The organism is Microbispora sp. NPDC088329 (assembly GCF_040685655.1).
Lineage (GTDB): Bacteria > Actinomycetota > Actinomycetes > Streptosporangiales > Streptosporangiaceae > Microbispora.
On the sequence record NZ_JBFBIP010000012.1, the window covers coordinates 76977 to 96327 of the forward strand.

Genomic DNA, 19351 nt, shown 5'->3' on the forward strand with positions numbered 1-19351 from the left:
CCCCCCACCCCAGGATGAGAACGCCGTGAAGAGAACCCTGCACGACTTGGCCACGCTGGCCGCCCGCATGGGCGTCGGCGGCATCTTCTTCGCCAACGGCTGGCAGAAGCTCGAAGCCGGTCTCAACGCCACCGCGGACCAGTTCACCGCGCTGCAGGCCCCGCTGCCCCACGTGTGGGCGCCGGTGACCATGCTGACCGAACTCGTGGGCGGCACGCTGCTGATCGCGGGACTCGCCGTACCGGTCGTCGGGCTGCTGCTGTTCGCCGAGGCCCTCGCGGTGTTCGTGCTCACGGCCGGCGACACCGGCCTGCCGCTCACCGGCGGCGACATCGAACTGATCGTGGCCCTCGGGGCCGCCTCCGTGCTGCTGGCCGTGACCGGCGCCGGCCGGATCTCGGCCGACCACATGGTGGTCATCAAACGGCGCGACGCCGAGGCGGCCGGGGAGTTCGCCGCCGCCTTCGCCGACCCCGACGCCCGGGCCGACGCCCGGGCCGACGCCGAGGCCGACGCGGTCATCGCGGCGCTACGCCCGCCGCGGCCCGGCGAGCCGGGCGCGGGCGGGTCACCGGCCCGGCCCGCCGCTCCCTCCGGCTCCACGCCCTCCTCCGGGGAGCGGCCCGCGACCGCCCCTTCCGGCGATTCGCCCGGGTCCGCGGGGCCGCCCGCGGCGGCCGGATCCGATGCGGGTACGGGCTCCGCCGCGACGGCGGTGGACCGGCCCGGCGGGGATGCCGAGACCACGACGGTACGCAAGGCCGCGCCCCGCCAGCGGCGTACGAGACGGGAGGACGACACGACCGCGGAGAGCCGGACGGAGGCGCCCCCGGCCCGTTGAACCGGAACCGCGCCGCGCCGCGCCGGGGTGACCCCGGGCGGTCACGTGCCGGGCGGGTCAGCGAGGTCAGGGCTTCCGGACAGCGGCAGGCGCAGAAGGAAACAGGCGCCGCGCGGGCTGTCGATGATCGTCAGGCTGCCGCCGTGGCTCTCGGCGATCTGCCTAGCGATGGGCAGGCCCAGGCCCGCGCCCCCGGCGTTCCTGCTGCGGGCGGTGTCGAGCCGGGTGAACCGCTGGAAGACGAGCTCACGCTGGTTCCGCGCGATGCCCGCACCGTCGTCGAGCACCTCCAGCACGGCCACGCCGGAACGGAAACGGGGGTCGCCGTCGGGCGGGACCTCGCGCCGCACCTCCAGCCGTACGGTGCTGGCGGCGTGCCTCTCGGCGTTGTCGAGCAGGTTGGTGACCAGGCGGCCCAGCCGGATTCTGTCTCCCCGGACGACCACGCCGGGAGCCAGGCGAGGCACGACCTTCCTGACCGCGCGGCGGGTGTCGAGTTGCGTGGCCACGAGCCGGCCGAGGTCCAGCGGCTCGCGCTCGCAGGGCGCGCCCACGTCGAGGCGGGCCAGCGTCAGCAGGTCGGCGGCGATCGCCTGGAGCCGTTCGAGGCTCTTCAGCACGGCCTGCCCCACCTCCCGCAGGTCGGACTCCTGCGGGGCGAGCAGCGCGCCCTCCACCTGGGCGCGGATCGCGGTGATCGGGCTGCGCAGCTCGTGGGACGCGTCCGAGGTGAAGCGCCGTTGCTGTTCGAGCGTCTCCTCCAGCCGGTCCAGCGTGTAGTTGACGCTCTGCGCGAGGTCGTGGATCTCCCCCTTGGCCTCCGGGACCGGCACCCGCCGCCCGAGGTCCGAGGCGTTGATCTCGTCGAGTTCGGCCCGGATGGCCCGCACCGGTATGAGCGCCCGCTTGACGCTGCGCCGGGTGCCGTAGGCGACGGCGGCCGTGACGAGCGCCGATCCCGCGGCCAGCCCCGCCAACAGGGCCGCCGGCACGCGGATCGCCTGGACCGGAGCGGCGCTGTAGATGGTCCAGTCCCCGCCGTCACGGTAGACCTGCTGCGCGACCACGATGTGACACCCGTGCGCGGCGAAGACGCCGCCGCAGACCTCCTGCGAGGCCCTGCGCTGCGGCGGCCGGGGCAGGAAGGATGCCATGACCGGCTTTCCTGCCATGTCCGGCGTCGCCGCACGCACCCGGCCCTGTGGATCCACCACCTGGATCGGTCTGTCCCGCCCGAAGGGGTCGGCGGGCAGCACGCTCCCCGCCTCTCCGTGGTCCACGAGGTAGGCGACCCGCCCGTTCGCCGCCGTAACCTCGCGCATGAGGCTGTCGCCGGCCGTCACGTGCAGCGCCCACACCAGGACGATCGAGAACCCCACGCACAGCAGGGCGACCACCGTGCCGGTGAACAGCGCGATGCGACTCCTGACCGACCATCGATCTCCGAAACCCACGTGATCGCCCACTTACGAACGCGGCCCTACTGACCACGCCTAAGAAATTTACCCTTAATGTCGTTATTGGTCGGTAACGGAACAAAATGGACGTGCTGGGCATGTTGGGCCAAAATACTCGCGCACGCAACACCATCGGCAAGCGGGTAAAGAAGCCTTCCGGACGACCCTCCCGGGTGGTGGGATAGGGGGGTATGAACGCCACCGGAGCACTGCCGGTAATCGACGTGGCCGCCCTCACCGGCCCCGGGACGGACCGGGAACGCGCCGAGGTCGCGCGCCGGATCGAGGCCGCCTGCCTGGACAGCGGCTTCTTCTACCTCAGCGGTCACGGAGTTCCCGGGGATCTGATCGTCCGGCTCCGGCAGGCCGCCGCCCGCTTCTTCCGATTGCCGCAGGAACACAAGGCGCGCATCTCCATGGACCGGGGCGGACGGGCCTGGCGCGGATACTTCCCGGTCGGCGGCGAGCTCACCTCCGGCCGGCCCGACCTGAAGGAGGGCGTCTACTTCGGCGCCGAACTCGACCACGACCCCCGGCCGCTGCACGGGCGCAACCTCTTTCCCGAGGAGGTGCCCGAACTGCGCCCCGCCGTGCTGGCCTATATGGACGCCCTCACGCGGGTGGGACAGGCGGTCATGCGGGGCGTGGCGCTGAGCCTGGGTCTCGACGAGGACTACTTCGCCGCCGGCTACACGGCCACACCCACGACCCTGTTCCGCATCTTCCACTATCCGCCCCCGGCGTACGCCGGGCCGGACGAGTGGGGGGCCGGCGAGCACACCGACTACGGCCTGCTGACGCTGCTGCTCCAGGACGACCATCCGGGCCTCCAGGTGCACACCGCACGCGGCTGGATCGAGGCGCCGCCCATCCCGGGCACGCTGGTCTGCAACATCGGCGACATGCTCGACAAGCTGACCGGCGGCCTCTACCGGTCGACCCCGCATCGCGTGCGCAACGACACGGGCCGGAGCAGGCTGTCGTTCCCCTTCTTCTTCGACCCCGGCTGGGACTGCGAGGTGCCGCCGCTGCCCTCGCTGCCCGCCCGCGACGAGGGCCGCGCCCGCTGGGACGGTCTGGACCTGCGGGCCTTCACCGGGACGTACGGCGACTACCTGCTCGCGAAGGTCGCCAAGGTCTTCCCACGGCTCGGCGAGCGGGTCCTGCCGCCCACACCGGGCGAGAGCTGACCTGGGCGGCCGACGGCCACCCGGGGGGCGCCGATCGTCGCGGCCCTGCTCGGCGACCTGTGGTTCCGCCGGGTGCTCGGGATGGGACGGCCCGTCGTACGGGTCGCCGCGGCGCTGCCGGCCGCGGCGACCGTTCCGATCGGCCTGTGGTCGTCGGCCGCCCACCTCTGCGCGCCGGTCGTCCCGCTGGTCGCGTTGATCTGCCTGGAGAACGTCCTGTAGGGGCGTGGCCCCTCAGTCCGCTCAGTCCACTCAGTCCGCCAGGCCGCCCCGGGCGATCACCTCGCGATACCACCGGGCGCTGTCGCGCGGTGTGCGCTCCAGCGTGTCGTAGTCGACGCGGACGAGCCCGAACCGCTTGTGGTAGCCCCGGGCCCACTCGAAGTTGTCCATCAGCGACCACACGAAGTAGCCGCGCAGGTCGGCGCCGCGGTCCATGGCCGACCGGGCGGCCCGGAAGTGGGCGTCGAGGTAGGCGATCCGGCCGGGGTCGGACACCCCGTCGGGGACGGCGGCGCCGTTCTCCGTGATCATCAAAGGCGTGCCGGGATAGTCGCGCGACAGCCGTACGAGCAGGTCCTCGAGACCGGCCGGGTTGACCTCCCAGTCCATCTCGGTGACCTCGCCGTGCGGGTCCTCCCAGGCGATGCCCTCGCTGCCGGGATACTCCGCATGCCCCTCCGACGAGGGGTCGGCGACGACCCGGTTGACCGTGTAGTAGTTGACGCCGAGCACGTCGATCGGCTGCGCGATGGTGGGCAGGTCGTCCAGGTCGACCTCGGTGAAACGTTCCATGTGGGCGAGGACGTCGGCGGGGTACTTCCCGCGCAGCACGGGGTCGAGGAAGAGCCGGTTCGCCAGCCCGTCGATCAGTCGGGCCGGCTCGGCGTCGCCGAGGATCGGCGTCAGGTTCAGCGTCAGCGAGACCGACTCCGCGCCTCCCGCCCGCAGCGCCTGCACGCCGAGGCCGTGCGCGAGCATCAGGTGGTGGGTGGCGGCGAACGCGGCGGCCGGGTCGGTCACGCCGGGCGCGTGCCGGCCCGAGGCGTACCCCACGAACGCCGACACCCAGGGCTCGTTGAGCGTGGTCCAGGTCGCGACGCGGTCGCCGAGGCGCTTGTGCACGGCGGCGGCGTAGTCGGCGAACCGGTAGGCGGTGTCGCGGTTGGCCCAGCCGCCCTCGTCCTGCAGCGTCTGCGGCAGGTCCCAGTGGTAGAGCGTCGCGACGGGCGTGATCCCCCTGTCGAGCAGGGCGTCGACGAGCCGGTCGTAGAAGCCCAGATCGGCCAGGCGCGGCCAGGCCACCGAGAACCGGTACGCCTTCAGCCCCAGCCACGCCATGATCTCGACGTCCTCGAGATAGCGGTTGTAGTGGTCGCAGGCGACGTCACCGGTGTGGCCGTCGGCGACCATGCCGGGAGTATGGGAGAAGGTGTCCCAGATCGACGGGACACGGCCGTCGGCGTGGACCGCTCCCTCGATCTGGTACGACGCGGTCGCGGCGCCCCACAGGAAGCCGTCGGGAAATGAGATCATCGTGAACTTTCGCGAATCGTCAGCCGGGGTTCGAGGAGCGTCGACTCGGGGACGGCCTGGCCCTCCAGCTTCGCCATGAGCAGCCGGACCGCCTGCCTGCCGACGTCCTCGGCGGGAATCAGCACGGAGGTCAGCGCGGGGCTGGCCCGTTCGGCGATGTCGTCCGGGCAGATCGCCACCACCGAGACGTCCTCGGGCACCCGCCTGCCGAGGATCCGCAACGCCCCCAGCACATGGCCGGCGGCCGCCTCGTTGTGCACGACGAGCCCGGACAGCCGCGGCCGCTCGTCGAGCAGCAGCTTCACGGCGGCGTGCACCTCGTCGAACGACTCCTCGCAGGGCCGCGCGTCGGCCTCCAGGCCGTGCCGCCCGGCCGCCTCGACGAAGCCCGCCATCGTCCGCTCGGCGAAGCCCGTGCCGCGCTCGTAGACCACGCGCGGCGCGCCGAGCAGCGCGATCTCGCGATGCCCGAGATCGGCCAGGTGATCGGCGCACAGCGCCCCGGCCCGGGCGAAGTCGAGGTCGACGCAGGTCAGCCCTTCGGGGTCGGCCGGGAAACCGATCAGCACGCTCGGCTCGGCGAGCTTGCGCAGCAGCGGCACCCGGGGGTCGTGGATCTCCACGTCCATCAGCAACAGCCCGTCGACCAGCGCGCTGGCCGCCACCCGGTGCAGCCCGTCCGCCCCTTCGTCGGCCGTCATGAGCAGCACGTCGTGGTCGTACTGGCGGGCCGTTGTGACGACCGAGGTCGCGAACTGCATGAGGACCGGCAGGTTCATGCCGGCCCGCAGCGGCAGCACCAGTGCGATGACCTTCGCGCGCTTGCTCGCCAGGGCCCGGGCGCCCGCGTTGGGGTGGTAACCGAGGACCCGCACGCTGTCCAGGACCCGCTGCCGGGTGGTCGCCGAGATCGCCCGCTTGCCGCTCAGCACGTAGGACACCGTGGAGACGGCGACCCCCGCGTGCTTGGCGACATCGGCGATCGTCACGGTCCTCACGGGCGCAGCCCCATAAGGAAACCCAGCCCGCTCACCGTGACCCCCTCGCTCTCGTACACCACATAAAGATCGCGCACTCCGGCGGCTCCCGCCAGAGGGGTGCTCACCTCGACGAAATCGTGCCTGCTCACGGTGGGCGGGACGCTGACCGCGCCGGCGACCTCGCCGTTCAGGGGGTCGTCGAGCCGTAACGTGACCACCCCGCCCTCGTCGCTCGACACCGCGAGCACGCACGCCGAGGGGCCCCCGTCGGCGGAGTCCCCATCGAAGTCCCCTCCGCCGAAGTCCTCTCCCCCGAAGTCACAGTCGCGGAAGGCGATCCACGATCCGGGCGACGTGGAGCGGACCGCGTCACCGGAGTCCAGCGCGGCGTCGCACAGCACCACACCGTCGTACTCGTCGTGGTCGGCCGCGTCCAGTGGCCCCGAGGTCAGATCACGCGGCGGGATGCGCTCGCCCCGCACCCGGAACGGCGCGCACAGCCGGATGTCGCCCGACGAGGCGCCCACCTGCACCTTGTGCGCGGCGTCCTCGACCACGAACCGGCCGCGCGTCACGTCCCAGAAGGCCAGGTCGGCGACCGGCACGTCCACCGACACCGTGCGGCTCTCGCCCGGCGCGAGCCGCACCTTGACGAAGCCGCGCAGCTGCCGCAGCGGTTGCTTGACCCGGGAGCGCCGCTGGTGGGTGTAGACCTGCACGACCTCCTCCCCCACGTGCTCGCCCGCGTTCGTCACGGTCACCCGGACGGTCAGCGTGTCGCCCTCGGCGAGGTCGGCCGACGACAGCTCGAGATCGGAGTACGCGAAGCGGGTGTAGCTCAGGCCGTGCCCGAACGGGTAGAGCGGACGGCCGCGGTAGTAGAGATAGGTGGCGTCGGAGGCGACGATGTCGTAGTCGAGCAGGTCGGGCAGCTCGGCGGCCGAGCGGTACCACGTCTGGGTGAGGCGGCCGCCCGGGTCGTCGTCGCCCAGCAGCACGGCGGCGAGCGCGTGGCCGTACTCCTGCCCGCCGTGGGCCGACCAGACGATCGCGGGCAGGTGCTCCTGCGCCCAGGTCACCGCGAACGGGTAGCCGCTGGAGACCACCAGCACCGTGGCGGGGTTGGCCGCGTGGACCGCCTTGAGCAGGGCCTCCTGCCGTTCGGGCAGCGCCAGCGTCGCCCGGTCCTCGGTCTCGCGGCCGTTCACCAGCGGGTGGTCGCCGAGCACGACGATCGCCACGTCGGCGCCGGCCGCCGCCTCCGCCGCGCGGGCCGCGCCGCTCTCGACCAGTTCGACGGACAGCACGGACGCGGCGTCGGGGTCGTCGGTCGTGCGTACGACGCCGTCGGCCACGGTGACGTACCTGCCGGAGGAGATGTTGCGCAGCACGACGCCCCGGGGCCGCTCCTCGATCCGGAAGGTCTGGCGCACCTCCCAGCCGCTCGGGCCGGGCTGGTCGTTGACCAGTACGCCGTCCTCGCCCGCCGCCACGTGCCGCCCGTTGGCGCAGGACCGGAACGCGAACGCCCCACCGCCCCAGTCGAACACGTCGAAGCAGGACCGCTCGCCGCCCACGTGGAGCGGCCCGCCCGCGGGGTCGGCGGACGCGCCGACATAGCCGCCCTCGGTGCGCAGCGCCACCCGGTCGACGCCCTCGTGGTAGACGGTCTCGCACCGCTCGGCGAGCCCCGCCAGGGCCGTCACCTGGTAGGGCAGCGTGCCGCTGTACCAGTCCTCGAACAACGCGTCGGCGAGCGGGCCGATCACCGCGACCGTCCGCGGGGCGGTCAGCGGGAGCAGGCCGTCGTTCTTCAGCAGGGTGATCGACTGGCGGGCCGCCTCCCGCGCGACCCGCTGGTGCTCGGGCCTGTTGACGACGTCCTGGGTGATGTCGTCGTACGGCGTGGCGGGGTCGAACTCGCCGAGCCGCACCCGGATCGACAGCGCGTGCCGGGCGGCGGCGTCGATGTCGGCCTCGGTCAGCAGGCCCCGGCCGAGCGCCGTCCTGATGTGGCCCAGGGTGGTGGCGGTGTCGGCGTCGTCCTGGGTGAAGCTGTCCAGCCCGGCCTTGATCGCGTGCGCGTACGCCTCGGGCAGGTCCTTGTGGTAGCCCTGCATCCCGGCGAGGTTCCCCGGTGCGTACGCGTCGCTCACCACGAGGATGTCGTCGGGCGCCCACGCGCGCAGGTGACTGGCGATCAGCGGCGACAGGTGGGCCGGCCGCCCGTTGACGAGGTTGTACGACGGCATCACGGCCACCGCGGCCCCCGACTCGACGGCCGGGCGGAACGCCTTGAGCTCGTATTCGTGCAGCACCCGCGGCGGCAGGCCGCTGGAGGTCACACACCGGTCGGTCTCGTTGTTGTAGCCGAGGAAGTGCTTCAGCGTGGGCGCCGTCTTCAGCACGGCGTGGCCGCCGCGCAGGCCGCCGGCGTAGGCCGTGCCCATCACCCCGGTCAGCCAGGGGTCCTCCGAGTAGCCCTCCTCGTTGCGGCCCCAGCGCGGGTCGCGCAGCGGATTGACCACCGGCGCCCAGACGTTGCGGCCCACGCTCTGTGGATCCTTGTGGTGGAAGGCCACGACCTCGTCGCCGGTCGCCTCCCCCACCCGGCGGACCAGGTCGGGGTTCCAGGTGCTGGCCAGCCCGATGGCCTGGGGGAACACGGTGGCCGGGCCGTGCCAGGCCAGGCCGTGCAGGGCCTCGGTGCCGGTGCGGAAGGGCCGCAGGCCGAGTCGTTCCACGGGCGCCTGGTACTGGTGCAGCAGGCCGATCTTCTCGTCGAGTGTGAGCCTGCCGAGCAGGTCGTCCACCCGTTCGGCGGGAGACAGCGTGGGATTCCGGAATGCCGGGTCTTGGGCCGGTTCGTTCATCTGGAGACTTACCCTTCGCGTCGAAGCGCTTCGATGACCTGCCGAAAAACGCGCCCACAGGGCGTCGCGAGGATCCGCATGTTCCGTCGGGGAAGCGCCGCTGTCGAAGCGCTTCGAAGGGGTTACCGCACGTTTCCGGCGTGTAAATCCGGGCTTATCCGGAAGATTGCCCTCATCCTCGGCTGAGGTCAAGACCCCCGCCGTACCGGTTTCCCCCCTCGGCTCACACCGGCGTCCGCTCCCGTCATACGCGAAAGCGGGCGCGGGGCCGGGAGTCCCGGCCGGTCCGCGCCCGCCCTTTCCGTTGAGGCTCGGGTCAGCCGACGATCTGCAGCAGCGCCTGCTGCCTGGCCGCGGCGGGCTCGGTCAGGCGCTGCACCTGCCGGCCGTTCCGGTCCAGCACGACCAGGGTGTTGGCGCCGCGTCCGGCGACCCGGACGACCAGGCGGCCGTCCCGCAGGTAGAAGGCGCCGATGAGCGAGCCCTTCACCGGGATGGCGACCTTCCTGCCGGTGGTGACGTCGACCACGGCCGGGCGGAAGCCGCTCGGCCAGGAGCCGTCGCCCGCGTCCGCGTTCCTGGACAGCGGCGCCACGACGACCTTCGTGCCGTCGGGCGAGAGGCTCTGCACGTGGTTGGCGAGGTCGACGCCCTTGGCCTTGACCGCCTTGCCGGTCCTCACGTCGAGACGGTAGACGCCCTCGGTCGTCCCGGCGTAGCCCGCGAGGTAGCGGCCGTCCGCCGACCACGCCAGGTGGCAGACCCCGAGGGTCGTGCCCGCCTTCCTGCGGCCTCTGCCGTCCGCGCCGACGACCGAGACGGTCCCGGCGTCGGAGCCGCCCTTCCCGACGTACGCGACCTGCTTGGAGTCGGGCGACCAGACCGGGGTGCTGCACGGGCCTCCGGCCGCGGCGCCCTTGGCCGCGGTCGTGACCGTGCGGCCGTCACCGACCCGCACGTACCCGTTGCCGGCGATCCAGGCGATCTTCCTGCCGTCGGGGGACGCGGAGAACTGGCCCGTCATCGGCATGGCGCCCAGCTTCGTGAAGCCCTTTCCGGGCTCGTACCGGCTGATCGGAAAACCCTTGCCGTACGACAGGTAGACCGCGACCCCGGTGAGGGGCTTGGGCCCGGCGGAGACGCCGGCCGGAGCGGCGTTGGCCGCGGGGGCGGCCAGTGCGGGGGCCAGTGCGGCGGTGAGCACGGCGGAGAGCGCGGCGGCGGAGAACAGGCGTGTCTTCATGATGTCCCAATTCGTTGAGGATGCCATTGTTCGACGCCTCGAACCCCGGCCTGGTTCGCCGCCGCGCGACATCGGTACGCCTGCCGCGGGAAACGGTGCACCGGGCGCATGGGTCGCCCTGCGACGGTGGGCGGCGGGCAGGGGACGGGCAGGGCCCGAGGAGGCGGCGGAAGGGGACGGTCAGCGCTGCGCCGGCAGGCGGCCGGAGTCGACCGAGTCGAGCACCCGCGCGGCGGCCCCGAGCGCGGCGGCGCCGTACCCGAGCGTGGACACCTCCAGCCGGCAGCCTCCCCCACCGGGGGCGAGCACCCTGCCGTACAGCTCCTCCTCCGCGCACGCCACGAGCCAGGGCGCCAGGGGCACGTAGTAGCCGCCGAGGATCACGACCTCGGGGTTGAGCATGTTGGCCACCGCGGCCATTCCCCTGCCGAGATGGCGTCCCACGTTCTCCAGCAGTTCGAGGATGTCCCGCTCGCCGTTGCGGGCGCGCCGTACGACATCGTCGATCTCGAGTTCGAGCTCGGACGGCGAGGCGTCGGGCGCCGTGCGGGCGAGGATCGCGCCGATCCCGGCGACGGACTCGAGGCAGCCGCGCCGGCCGCACCTGCAGGTGGGACCGGCGGGGTCGACCTCGATGTGGCCGATCTCCCCGCTGTAGCCCTGCCCGCCCCGCCTGAGCCTGCCGTCCATGACGATGCCCGCGCCCACGCCGACCTCACCGGTCACGTAGACGAGGTTGGCGGCGTTGCGGTGCGGCCCGAACCGGTGCTCGGCCAGTGCGGCGAGGTTGGCGTCGTTGTCCACGAGCACGGGAAAGCCGGGGTCCCGCAGTGCCTTGGTGAGGTCGCCGGCCAGGTCGGCGTCGCGCCAGCCCAGGTTGGGCGCGACCCGGACGATGCCGTTGACGTCCACCAGTCCCGGCACGGCCACGGTCAGGCCCAGCACCTGGCGGGCCTCCTTGGTCATCCGGCTGACGACCCGCCGGGCGAGCGCCGCCATGGCGGCGACCGCCTGGCCCGCGCCCGAGGTCCCGCCGGGGAAGGAGCGCCGCCAGTTCAGCAGTTCCTCGCCCTTGAGGTCCACGGCGACCGCCGTGATGTAGTCGACGTTGACCTCGATGCCGATCGCGGCGTACGGCGAGCCGTCCAGGACGAGCATGGTGGCGGGCCGGCCGACGCGATGCTCGGTCAGCCCGGTCTCGCGCAGCAGGCGGCGGTCGATGAGGTCGGCGACCAGACTGGACACGGTGGCCTTGTTGAGGCCCGTGGTGGCGGCGATGTCGGCGCGTGAGCAGGGCGCGTTCTCCCGCACGAACCGCAGCACGACGGCGAGGTTGGTCGCGCGCACGTCGGTGAAATCGGCCGGCTGTGGACCGTTGTGCGATGTGATCACTGTTCGCCCCGTTCCCGCTTGGGCTCATCATGCCGCAATTGCGAGCAATTTGACACGGCAACGGCGTCCGGGATGGCGGCACGCACGGACGCGCGGGCCGCTCCGCGCCCGGCTCGGCACCGGCCACCGGCCCCAGCGCCTCCCGGGTAACCTGGTGGCACTCGCCCCTCCGACGTTTGTTTGGCTATGGAACTAACTAAAGCCTACCGTGGAGCGTCATGCGAATCCAGGGGCGGGCGCCCGGGCGAGGCCGGTTGCGGCGCGGGGCGGGGGGGGCGGGCGGTGGGGTAACGCCCGGTCACCGGCGGCGGTCCCGGACGGTGGATGCCGCACGAGCGACGGCGAAGGTACGCAGAGCGCCGATCCTTTCAGTCCCGGCCGCACGCCGGTACGGCGGACGCGTGGCCATACGACATGAGGGCCCTCCCGCGGGTGTGCGTCCCGCTCGAAGGCCCTCACGATCGTCAAGGTGATCCGTACCTCTAACGGGCCACGGCACCCGTGACCTCTCTGTCGACAATTCTGGTCGCACCCGACTCCCGGGCGCAGTGCGCGCAGCAGAACCAGCGGCCGTCGTATTCGGAGCCGTGGCCCACGATGCGGCACCCACAGTGCTCGCACACCGGCGCCATCCTGCTGATCGCGCACTCGAAGCTGTCGAAGACGTGCACCACCCCCTGAGTGTGCACCTCGAAGGCCATGTCGTAATCGTTGCCGCAGACTTCACAGGTAGCCATGGTTTCCCCCCGTCGACTCGCGGTCCAGGGGGAAATACCCGCGCAAACCTGTGCGAACACCGGCTCACAGGGCGTCAAGCAGCGCTTCAGCCACGGACTTCGCCCCGGCTTCGGCCTCCTTTGCGTTCATGAGCACCGAATCGGACGCGTTGATCGGCGTGTTCTCCGGACGGTCGCTTCCCCCCATCAGCACCCACACGACGTTCTTGCCGTCGAGCGCGTAGATCTCGTACCGGTTGGACTGGGCCGTGTCGGTGCGCTGGCTGATCGCCTGGCCGAACGCGTCCTGCCCGATGCCGGTGAGCTTCTCGAGCTTGCCCCACCTGATGCCGCCGATCCGGCTGCTCGCCGTGAACTTGGACTTCGAGCGCTGGTCGATGAGGTAGTAGCGGGCGGATTGGGCGTCCCAGAAGGAGTGGACGGCGACGCGCAGGTTGCGCCACCGGACCTTGCCCCCTTCGAGCGGAAGCTTGTCGTTCCACCACTGGCACTGGGTGACGGTCGAGTTGCCTTCCCTGTTCCGCACGGCCACGCCCTCGGTCTGCGGCACCAGGGTGGCCGCCAGCGCCTTGAGACTCAGGCACGACTGCGGCAGCGGGATCCGGGTGGGCGAGGGCGACGGCGTGGGGCTCGGCTTGGGACGCGCGTGGTAAGGCAGCGGCTGCCCGGCCCGCCATGCGGTCACCGACTTCGCGACCTGTGTGAGCAGGCCCTTCATCTCGCGAAGGGCGTTCTCCTCGGTGATCGACTGGGTGGTCTCGGTCGAGAGGAGGTCCGCTTCCTTCTTCTTCTGGCTCGCCTCGAACTTGACCTGGAAGACGACGTCGCCGACGCGGCCGGCTCCCTCCCCGAAGGAGTACCAGTACTGCTTCCCCTCCCGGGTCCACTGGTAGCGCGCGACCGACTCCTCCCCGATGCCCGGGAACTCCTTGGGCACCGAGTAGTAGTGCTCCTTGTCCGAGTGGGTCGCGCCGTACTTGTACTGGCTGAGCTCACCCTTGTACTGGATCTTCGCCGCCTCCTGGGCCGTGGTCGTCCCGAGCGCCTCGTACTTCGAGACGTTCAAGGTGATCTCACGGCTGCGGATCACGTCCTTGTAGGAGATGTTCCGGTTGGACCAGGAGCACGTGTAGCGGACGTAGCTGACGAGGCTGTCACCGCGGTTGTCGTTCGTCGAGGAATTGATCGTCGCCTGCGGCACGAGGCGCTCGGCCTCGTCGGGGTCGAGCATGGCGCACACGTCGGCGTTCGCCGTCTCGGGCGCGGCCGACGCCGACTTCGTGGCCGGCACCGCCGCCGTCGAACCCGCCGCACGGGGCGTCGACCCTGTCTGGCGCACCGACATGAACGCGAACGTGCCGCCGGCTATCACCAGCACGGCCACGACCGCCGCCACCGGCAGCACCCACCCGCGCCGCGGCGGCGCGGAGGGCTGGGTCGGCATCTGCCACAGTTCGGGCGGGGGCGGCGTCGGCGCCTGCCAGCCCTGCCCCTGCTGCCCGATCTGTCCGCCCGGCCCGGGGTTCGGGCCGGGATAAGGGCTGGAGTACGGCCCGGAGTAGGGGCCGGGGTGGGGGCCGGGGTAGGGGCCCTGCTGCGCCTGCGGGCCGGGCGGCGGGGCGGCCTGCCCGCCGGGCATCGGATAAGGATAGGGATTCGAATGAGGCGGCGGCCCGGCCGGAGGCGTCGCCTGCGGCCACCCCTGGCCGGCGGGCACCCCCGGATACGCACCAGGCTGCTCACCGGGCTGAGACCGGCCCGGCTGGGACTGGCCCGGCTGAGGCTGGCCGCCGGGATTCTGACCGGAATGAGCCTGCGGGGCGGGCTGACCACCGGGTGCGGCGCCCGGATACGCACCCGGCTGAGGTGGCTGACCCGCCTGGGGACCGGGATACGCGCCCGGCTGGAGCGACTGACCCGGCTGAGGGCCGGGATACGCGCCGGACTGAGGTGGCTGACCCGCCTGGGGACCGGGATACGCGCCCGGCTGAGGTGGCTGACCCGGCTGAGGACCGGGATACGCGCCCGGCTGGAGCGACTGACCCGGCTGAGGGCCGGGATACGCGCCGGACTGAGGTGGCTGACCCGCCTGGGGACCGGGCGGCGGGCCGTACGGCGCCGGGTAGGGCGGAACGCCCGGACGATCCTGATCCTGCGGTGGGCCCTGCGGCGGGTACGGCGGTGTGCCCTGCTGCCGGGGGTCCTGGGGAGGGGACCCGCCGGGCTCGATGGAGGCGTCGTCACCGCTGGTCATATCGTCTCCTACGGTCGGGAGGTCACCCGAGCCCGATGCCGACGAGTTCGGCGGCGCGCTCGGCGGTGCGCCGGTCGGCCGGGGTGACCGAGGGGTCACCGGCACGCCGATAGGCGACCTCGACGATGAGATTGCTGAGGCGGAACCAGACCGTGGCCCCGGTGGTCCCGGTGGCGGGGTCGGAGGAGTCGCAGGTGAAGGCTTCGTCGGCGATGCCGGGCCGGTCGCGCGACGCGGCGGCCCGGGCGGCCCGCTCCGCCGCGAGGTCGCGGGAGGCCGCCGCCTCGCCGTCCCCGCCGGCCGGCAGCCGGTAGGCGACCGTGATCGCCCCCTCACGACCGGTGGTGTGCTCGTTCCACGCGCATCGCCCCTCGGTGGCGGGTTCCGCGCGGGGCGCGGCGCCGAGGAGGTCGCGGATCTGCGCTGTGGTCAGACTGCGGCAGGCGTCCGGGACCGCGACGAACCGCGCGGAACCGTCCTGCCGCCCGGACACGAGGAACCAGGCGCCCAGGCCCGCCGCCAGGCCGACGACGGTCACCAGACCGGCCACGGCGGCCAACCTCCACCTGCCGGCGGGGCGCGCGGCGGAAGCGGGCGCGGGCGGCACGGCTGCGGCCCGCAGAGCCTGCCGTACGGCCTCGGGCGGCGGACGCCGTGCCGGGTCCTTGCCGAGCAGCGCGAGCACGATCCACGCGAGCACCCGCGAGGCCCGCGTCATCGGCCGGGGGTCGTGGAGCAGTACGGCGGCGACGAGCGCGGCGGCCATGCTCCGCTGGAAGGGCGGCTCCCCCTCGACGGCGGTGTAGAGCGTGGCCCCGAGCGACCACAGGTCGGAGGGCGGGCCGTCCGGCTCGTCGCGGAACCGTTCCGGGGCCATGTAGGTGGGCGATCCCGCCGAACTCTGCCAGGAGTTCCCGGCGCCGCCGACCGGCGCGGCGATCCCGAAGTCGGTGAGCAGGGCTCGGCCGTCCGGCCCGATGAGGACGTTGGCCGGTTTCACGTCGCGGTGCAGGATGCCCCGCGAGTGGGCCGCCTCCAGCGCGTCGAGCACGGCCAGCCCGATCTCGGCCACGCGCTCGGAGGGAAGCGGCCCGTCCTCTCGAATGATCTTGTCGAGGGAGCGGCCCGGCACCAGGTCCATGACGATCCACGGCTGCCCGGCGTGCCCGACCACGTCGTGGACGGTCACGATGGACGGATGGGTGAGCCGCCCGGCCGCCCGGGCCTCCTCTACGGCTCTGCCGAGGAAGTCGGCGCGCCGGCGGTCGTCCAGGCCGGGTGGGACGCGGAGCTGCTTGATCGCCACCTCACGGCGCAGCAGCTCGTCGTGGGCGCGCCAGACCGTGCCGCCGCCGCCCTCACCGAGCGGTTCGGCGAGCCGGTACCGTCCGGCGAGCAGGTCCACGGCTAGACCAGCCCCCTCAGGCCCTCGGCCGCCGACGCCGCCGCCGCGACCGCCCGCTCGCGCAGGGCGGCAGGGGACGTCGTGTCCAGGTCGGCGTACCGCAGCCGGACGACGAGGTCGCCGAGCCTGAAGTACACGTAGGCGGCCTGTGCCCTGCCCTCCGGCGTGGTGAGGTCGACGGCGAACGCCTCATCGGCCACGCCCGGCGTCTCCCGTCCGGCCGTCTCGATGGCCTGGGTCCTCTGGTCGAGGCCGATCTCGTACCAGAGCCAGCTCACGTCGCGCGGTCCCGAGGCGTACTGCCTGTGCAGCCCTTCCATGAGCGTGCGCGCCGCGGCGGTGTCGAGCTCCCACGGCTCGGGGGTGTCGGAGTCGGTCTCGGCGCTCAGCTCGACGCCGGAGCCCGTGACGGTCCACTGGCAGCTCGTCTTCCCCGGCCGGGCCTGCGCCGGGGCGCCCAGGAGCCCCCGCACCTGGGCGGCGGACAGCGACCGGCACAGGTCCACGGCGCGGGTGAAGGTCGGCGAGACGCCCGCAGGCCGGGCGACGGCCGGGCCGTCGGAGCCGGGCCGCAGGACGATGACCAGGGCGACGGCGGCCGCCACGACGGCCGCCCCCGCGGCGACCCACCACCAGACGGTGCGCCGTCGCGGCGGCTCGACGGTGATGCCGGGGCGAGGGCCGACATGCGGGACGGCGCCGTCGGCGATCTGCCGCAGCAGCCCGACCGCGGTCGCCGCGTCCGGGCGGCCGGCCGGATCGCGCGCCATCATCCACGTCAGCACCGGGCCGAGCGGCCCCGCGAGCACCGGCGGGCGGGGAGCCTGGGTGAGGGTCGCCCGGATCACTTCGGAGTGCGAGCCCTGATAGGGGGCGACGCCCTCGGCGGCCGTGTAGAGGGTGGCGGCGAGCGACCACAGGTCGGCAGCCGGACCACCGGACTCCCCCGCGAGCCGTTCCGGCGCGATGAACCCCGGTGAGCCGACCAGCAGCCCGGCCTCGGTGATCGACGCCTGGCCGGACGGGCGGGCGATGCCGAAGTCCGTGAGGAGCACCCGGCCGTCGGCGGACAGGAAGACGTTGCCCGGTTTGACGTCCCGGTGCTGCACACCCTGCGCGTGTGTGGCCGACAGCGCGTCGAGCACGCGGGCGCCGAGATCGGCCACCTGCCGGTATGGCATCGGCCCGTACGCCGCGATCTGCCGGGAGAGGTCGTGCCCGTGGAGCAGTTCCATGACGATCCAGGGCCTGCCGTCCTGCAGGAGCACGTCATGGAGGGCGACGATCCCGGGATGCCGGACACGGGCCGTGACCTCGGCCTCGCGCATGACCCTGGCGATCAGTTCGGCCCGCTCGCGCTCGCCGAGCCCCTCCGGAAGGCGTAGTTCCTTGATCGCCACCTCGCGATCGAGCACGGAGTCCCTGGCGAGCCACACCGTGCCCATGCCACCCGAGCCCAGCGGGCGCAGCAGGTGGTATCGCGAGGCCAGCGTCCCCCCCAGCGATTCGGCCATATCGGGGAGAATAGCGAAAGCGTGATCCTACGCCCGACCGTTTCCGCACCGTCACCGTGATGCCGTCCAGGACGGATCACCGTGCCCCCGCGGGCGCACCCGGCCACCGGACGCCTGTACGCCTGGCTGCACGGCAGACCGATTACCTCACGCGTCATCGTCTTCGCGACGCGTCCGGGGGATGCTCAAGACGCGAGGACGCACCACACCGGCGCCCCGCACCCGAGCACTGGAGGGACCATGACCGCCTACGCCGTCGCCCAGCTCCACGATGTCGACATGAACGCGGACATCGTGGAATACCTGGAGCGCATCGATGCCACGATGGAGCCGTTCGGCGGCCGCTTCATCATCCACGGCGGCGAGACGGAGCCGCTGGAGGGCAGCTGGCGGCCGCAGACGCTCATCGTCATCGAGTTCCCCGACCGCGACAGTCTTTGGGCGTGGTACCGGTCGCCCGCCTACCAGGAGATCCTCCCGCTGCGCACCCGGAACCCCTCCTGCGACGCCGTGATCGTCGAGGGCGTTGACGAGGACCACAGGGCGACGGACGTGCTGGCGGGCTGACCTAGCGACGGGGAACGCCCCGCGCGGGGCGTCCGTTGTTCGCGGCGGAGCCTCAGCTCAGGGCGAGACCCTTGATCCGGACGTCACCGGTGAAGACCAGATAGACGTCCTTCACGCCGTTCGCGCCACAGACTGGGGCGGTCGCGGTGGCCCAGGAGTAGACCCCGCCGGTCGCGGCGACCGGGATCGCGGCCACCTTGGCGCCGGTCTCGGCCCGCTCGCGCTCGCCGAGCCCCTCCGGAAGGCGTAGTTCCTTGATCGCCACCTCGCGATCGAGCACGGAGTCCCTGGCGAGCCACACCGTGCCCATGCCACCCGAGCCCAGCGGGCGCAGCAGGTGGTATCGCGAGGCCAGCGTCCCCCCCAGCGATTCGGCCATATCGGGGAGAATAGCGAAAGCGTGACCCTTCGCCCGACCGTTTCCGCACGGTCCCCGCGATCGGCGAACCCCTCAGCCGCGTGATCGTGCCGGGCCGGCCTATCCGGCGATGGTCCACGTCTTGCCCATGCAGGCGGAAGGGCCGAAGGTGACCGTCCTGCCGCTCCGCGTGGTCGCGATGAGCACGTCCTCGTCCGGCATCATGAAGCAGCCAGGATCGCCCACCCGGAGGTCGAACTCCTCACCCGGACCGACATCGATGCTGCGGTCCTTCTCATGTATCCACCGCACGGACACCGGCTCCGGCAGCCGGTTCTCGATGTGCAGATAACGACTCTCCCGGGGCTGGCAGGCAGTCGCGGCAGCCAGCACGACGCTCGCCAGCGACAGAGCGACCGCCGTTCTCCGCGCGCCCATCGCCGCTCACTCTCCCATCCCCGCCGGGCCCCTGCCGGCGAGGCAGCGACTCCGGACGAGCACCGCTCCACCGCGTCGCGAGAATTCCCGGAAGCCAGTTTAGGACATGAAAAGGCTTCGCCACAGGGCACGACGGCCCGCATCCGAAAGCGGCCGCTCGAACGCATCCAGTCAGACACCAGCCGATATCCGGCCGACGGTAATTACCATCGCGTAGCACCTTGTTCGAACACCGACAAGATCTTTCATTACGATCATTCTGATTGTTAGCATCAGTCCGTTTTGTCGGCTCGTACGAAGGATGGGTTGTGTCACTACCTCCCCACAAACACCTCGTCGGGCGCATCGCGGCCATCGCGCTCGCAATCAGTGTCGCGCTCACGGGGTGTTTCGTCCCCGCGGCGAACGCGACCACTCCCTCTCCGGAGCCCGCCGCACCGGCGGCGACCGAAACTCCGCCCACCGGCGAACTGCCGTACCATCGGGTGGACAGTACGCCGCCGAAACGCGAGCCATCCGGAAAGAACAAGCGACCAGATTTCGGACCCGATGACAAGATTTCGGCG

General features: G+C 72.2%; 16 protein-coding genes. 4 read left to right on the forward strand and 12 right to left on the reverse strand.

Features of this window, described 5'->3' with window-relative positions; all coding sequences use genetic code 11:
- Positions 1–25 precede the first annotated feature (25 nt).
- On the forward strand, positions 26–841 hold the full coding sequence (locus tag AB0O28_RS22530; protein WP_363643126.1) for a DoxX family membrane protein: 816 nt from the start codon (positions 26–28) through the stop codon (positions 839–841).
- 41 nt (positions 842–882) lie between these two features.
- Here AB0O28_RS22530 and AB0O28_RS22535 read toward each other — a convergent pair whose 3' ends face one another.
- The gene (locus tag AB0O28_RS22535) at positions 883–2307 is read right to left on the reverse strand and encodes an ATP-binding protein (protein ID WP_363643128.1); all 1425 of its coding nucleotides are present in this window, start codon (positions 2305–2307) and stop codon (positions 883–885) included.
- Between the two features lie 182 nt (positions 2308–2489).
- Here AB0O28_RS22535 and AB0O28_RS22540 point away from each other — a divergent pair, with 182 nt between their 5' ends.
- Positions 2490–3488 carry a 2-oxoglutarate and iron-dependent oxygenase domain-containing protein gene (locus AB0O28_RS22540; RefSeq protein ID WP_363643130.1) on the forward strand — a complete coding sequence of 333 codons (999 nt, stop codon included), beginning with the start codon at positions 2490–2492 and terminating at the stop codon, positions 3486–3488.
- Between the two features lie 81 nt (positions 3489–3569).
- Positions 3570–3710: a hypothetical protein gene (locus AB0O28_RS22545; protein ID WP_363643132.1), complete on the forward strand. Its 141-nt coding sequence runs from the start codon at positions 3570–3572 to the stop codon at positions 3708–3710.
- A gap of 30 nt (positions 3711–3740) precedes the next feature.
- Here AB0O28_RS22545 and AB0O28_RS22550 read toward each other — a convergent pair whose 3' ends face one another.
- From AB0O28_RS22550 to AB0O28_RS22590, 9 genes are all read right to left on the reverse strand, one after another.
- Positions 3741–5024, reverse strand: coding sequence for a GH1 family beta-glucosidase (locus AB0O28_RS22550; protein WP_363643134.1), 1284 nt, complete (start codon positions 5022–5024; stop codon positions 3741–3743).
- Positions 5021–6013 carry a LacI family DNA-binding transcriptional regulator gene (locus AB0O28_RS22555; protein ID WP_363643392.1) on the reverse strand — a complete coding sequence of 331 codons (993 nt, stop codon included), beginning with the start codon at positions 6011–6013 and terminating at the stop codon, positions 5021–5023. Before AB0O28_RS22555 ends, AB0O28_RS22550 begins: the two co-directional genes overlap by 4 nt.
- A gap of 5 nt (positions 6014–6018) precedes the next feature.
- On the reverse strand, positions 6019–8877 hold the full coding sequence (locus AB0O28_RS22560) for a glycoside hydrolase family 3 C-terminal domain-containing protein (RefSeq protein WP_363643136.1): 2859 nt from the start codon (positions 8875–8877) through the stop codon (positions 6019–6021).
- 316 nt (positions 8878–9193) lie between these two features.
- The gene (locus AB0O28_RS22565) at positions 9194–10120 is read right to left on the reverse strand and encodes a hypothetical protein (protein WP_363643138.1); all 927 of its coding nucleotides are present in this window, start codon (positions 10118–10120) and stop codon (positions 9194–9196) included.
- A gap of 180 nt (positions 10121–10300) precedes the next feature.
- Positions 10301–11512, reverse strand: coding sequence for an ROK family transcriptional regulator (locus tag AB0O28_RS22570; RefSeq protein ID WP_363643139.1), 1212 nt, complete (start codon positions 11510–11512; stop codon positions 10301–10303).
- 482 nt (positions 11513–11994) lie between these two features.
- The gene (locus tag AB0O28_RS22575; protein ID WP_363643141.1) at positions 11995–12249 is read right to left on the reverse strand and encodes a hypothetical protein; all 255 of its coding nucleotides are present in this window, start codon (positions 12247–12249) and stop codon (positions 11995–11997) included.
- 64 nt (positions 12250–12313) lie between these two features.
- On the reverse strand, positions 12314–13888 hold the full coding sequence (locus tag AB0O28_RS22580; RefSeq protein WP_363643143.1) for a hypothetical protein: 1575 nt from the start codon (positions 13886–13888) through the stop codon (positions 12314–12316).
- A gap of 637 nt (positions 13889–14525) precedes the next feature.
- Positions 14526–15908, reverse strand: coding sequence for a serine/threonine-protein kinase (locus AB0O28_RS22585; protein ID WP_363643145.1), 1383 nt, complete (start codon positions 15906–15908; stop codon positions 14526–14528).
- Between the two features lie 2 nt (positions 15909–15910).
- A complete protein-coding gene (locus AB0O28_RS22590) occupies positions 15911–17422 on the reverse strand; it encodes a serine/threonine-protein kinase (RefSeq protein ID WP_363643147.1) in 1512 nt (503 codons plus the stop codon).
- 240 nt (positions 17423–17662) lie between these two features.
- On the opposite strand from AB0O28_RS22590, the gene AB0O28_RS22595 reads away from it, so the two are divergent.
- Positions 17663–17989, forward strand: coding sequence for a DUF1330 domain-containing protein (locus tag AB0O28_RS22595; protein WP_363643149.1), 327 nt, complete (start codon positions 17663–17665; stop codon positions 17987–17989).
- A 52-nt stretch (positions 17990–18041) separates the two neighbouring features.
- Here AB0O28_RS22595 and AB0O28_RS22600 read toward each other — a convergent pair whose 3' ends face one another.
- Both AB0O28_RS22600 and AB0O28_RS22605 read right to left on the reverse strand, forming a co-directional pair.
- A complete protein-coding gene (locus AB0O28_RS22600; RefSeq protein ID WP_363643151.1) occupies positions 18042–18368 on the reverse strand; it encodes a carbohydrate-binding protein in 327 nt (108 codons plus the stop codon).
- A 99-nt stretch (positions 18369–18467) separates the two neighbouring features.
- Positions 18468–18785: a hypothetical protein gene (locus AB0O28_RS22605; RefSeq protein ID WP_363643153.1), complete on the reverse strand. Its 318-nt coding sequence runs from the start codon at positions 18783–18785 to the stop codon at positions 18468–18470.
- Positions 18786–19351: the final 566 nt, after the last annotated feature.

What these genes read in the sequence shown, in the direction of transcription:
- AB0O28_RS22540 (WP_363643130.1), top strand. Translation starts at nt 2,490, where the DNA reads ATGAACGCCACCGGAGCACTGCCGGTAATCGACGTGGCCGCCCTCACC.
- AB0O28_RS22545 (WP_363643132.1), top strand. Translation starts at nt 3,570, where the DNA reads ATGGGACGGCCCGTCGTACGGGTCGCCGCGGCGCTGCCGGCCGCGGCG.
- AB0O28_RS22550 (WP_363643134.1), bottom strand. Translation starts at nt 5,024, where the DNA reads ATGATCTCATTTCCCGACGGCTTCCTGTGGGGCGCCGCGACCGCGTCG.
- AB0O28_RS22560 (WP_363643136.1), bottom strand. Translation starts at nt 8,877, where the DNA reads ATGAACGAACCGGCCCAAGACCCGGCATTCCGGAATCCCACGCTGTCT.
- AB0O28_RS22565 (WP_363643138.1), bottom strand. Translation starts at nt 10,120, where the DNA reads ATGAAGACACGCCTGTTCTCCGCCGCCGCGCTCTCCGCCGTGCTCACC.
- AB0O28_RS22575 (WP_363643141.1), bottom strand. Translation starts at nt 12,249, where the DNA reads ATGGCTACCTGTGAAGTCTGCGGCAACGATTACGACATGGCCTTCGAG.
- AB0O28_RS22580 (WP_363643143.1), bottom strand. Translation starts at nt 13,888, where the DNA reads ATGCCCGGCGGGCAGGCCGCCCCGCCGCCCGGCCCGCAGGCGCAGCAG.
- AB0O28_RS22590 (WP_363643147.1), bottom strand. Translation starts at nt 17,422, where the DNA reads ATGGCCGAATCGCTGGGGGGGACGCTGGCCTCGCGATACCACCTGCTG.
- AB0O28_RS22595 (WP_363643149.1), top strand. Translation starts at nt 17,663, where the DNA reads ATGACCGCCTACGCCGTCGCCCAGCTCCACGATGTCGACATGAACGCG.
- AB0O28_RS22600 (WP_363643151.1), bottom strand. Translation starts at nt 18,368, where the DNA reads ATGGCCGAATCGCTGGGGGGGACGCTGGCCTCGCGATACCACCTGCTG.
- AB0O28_RS22605 (WP_363643153.1), bottom strand. Translation starts at nt 18,785, where the DNA reads ATGGGCGCGCGGAGAACGGCGGTCGCTCTGTCGCTGGCGAGCGTCGTG.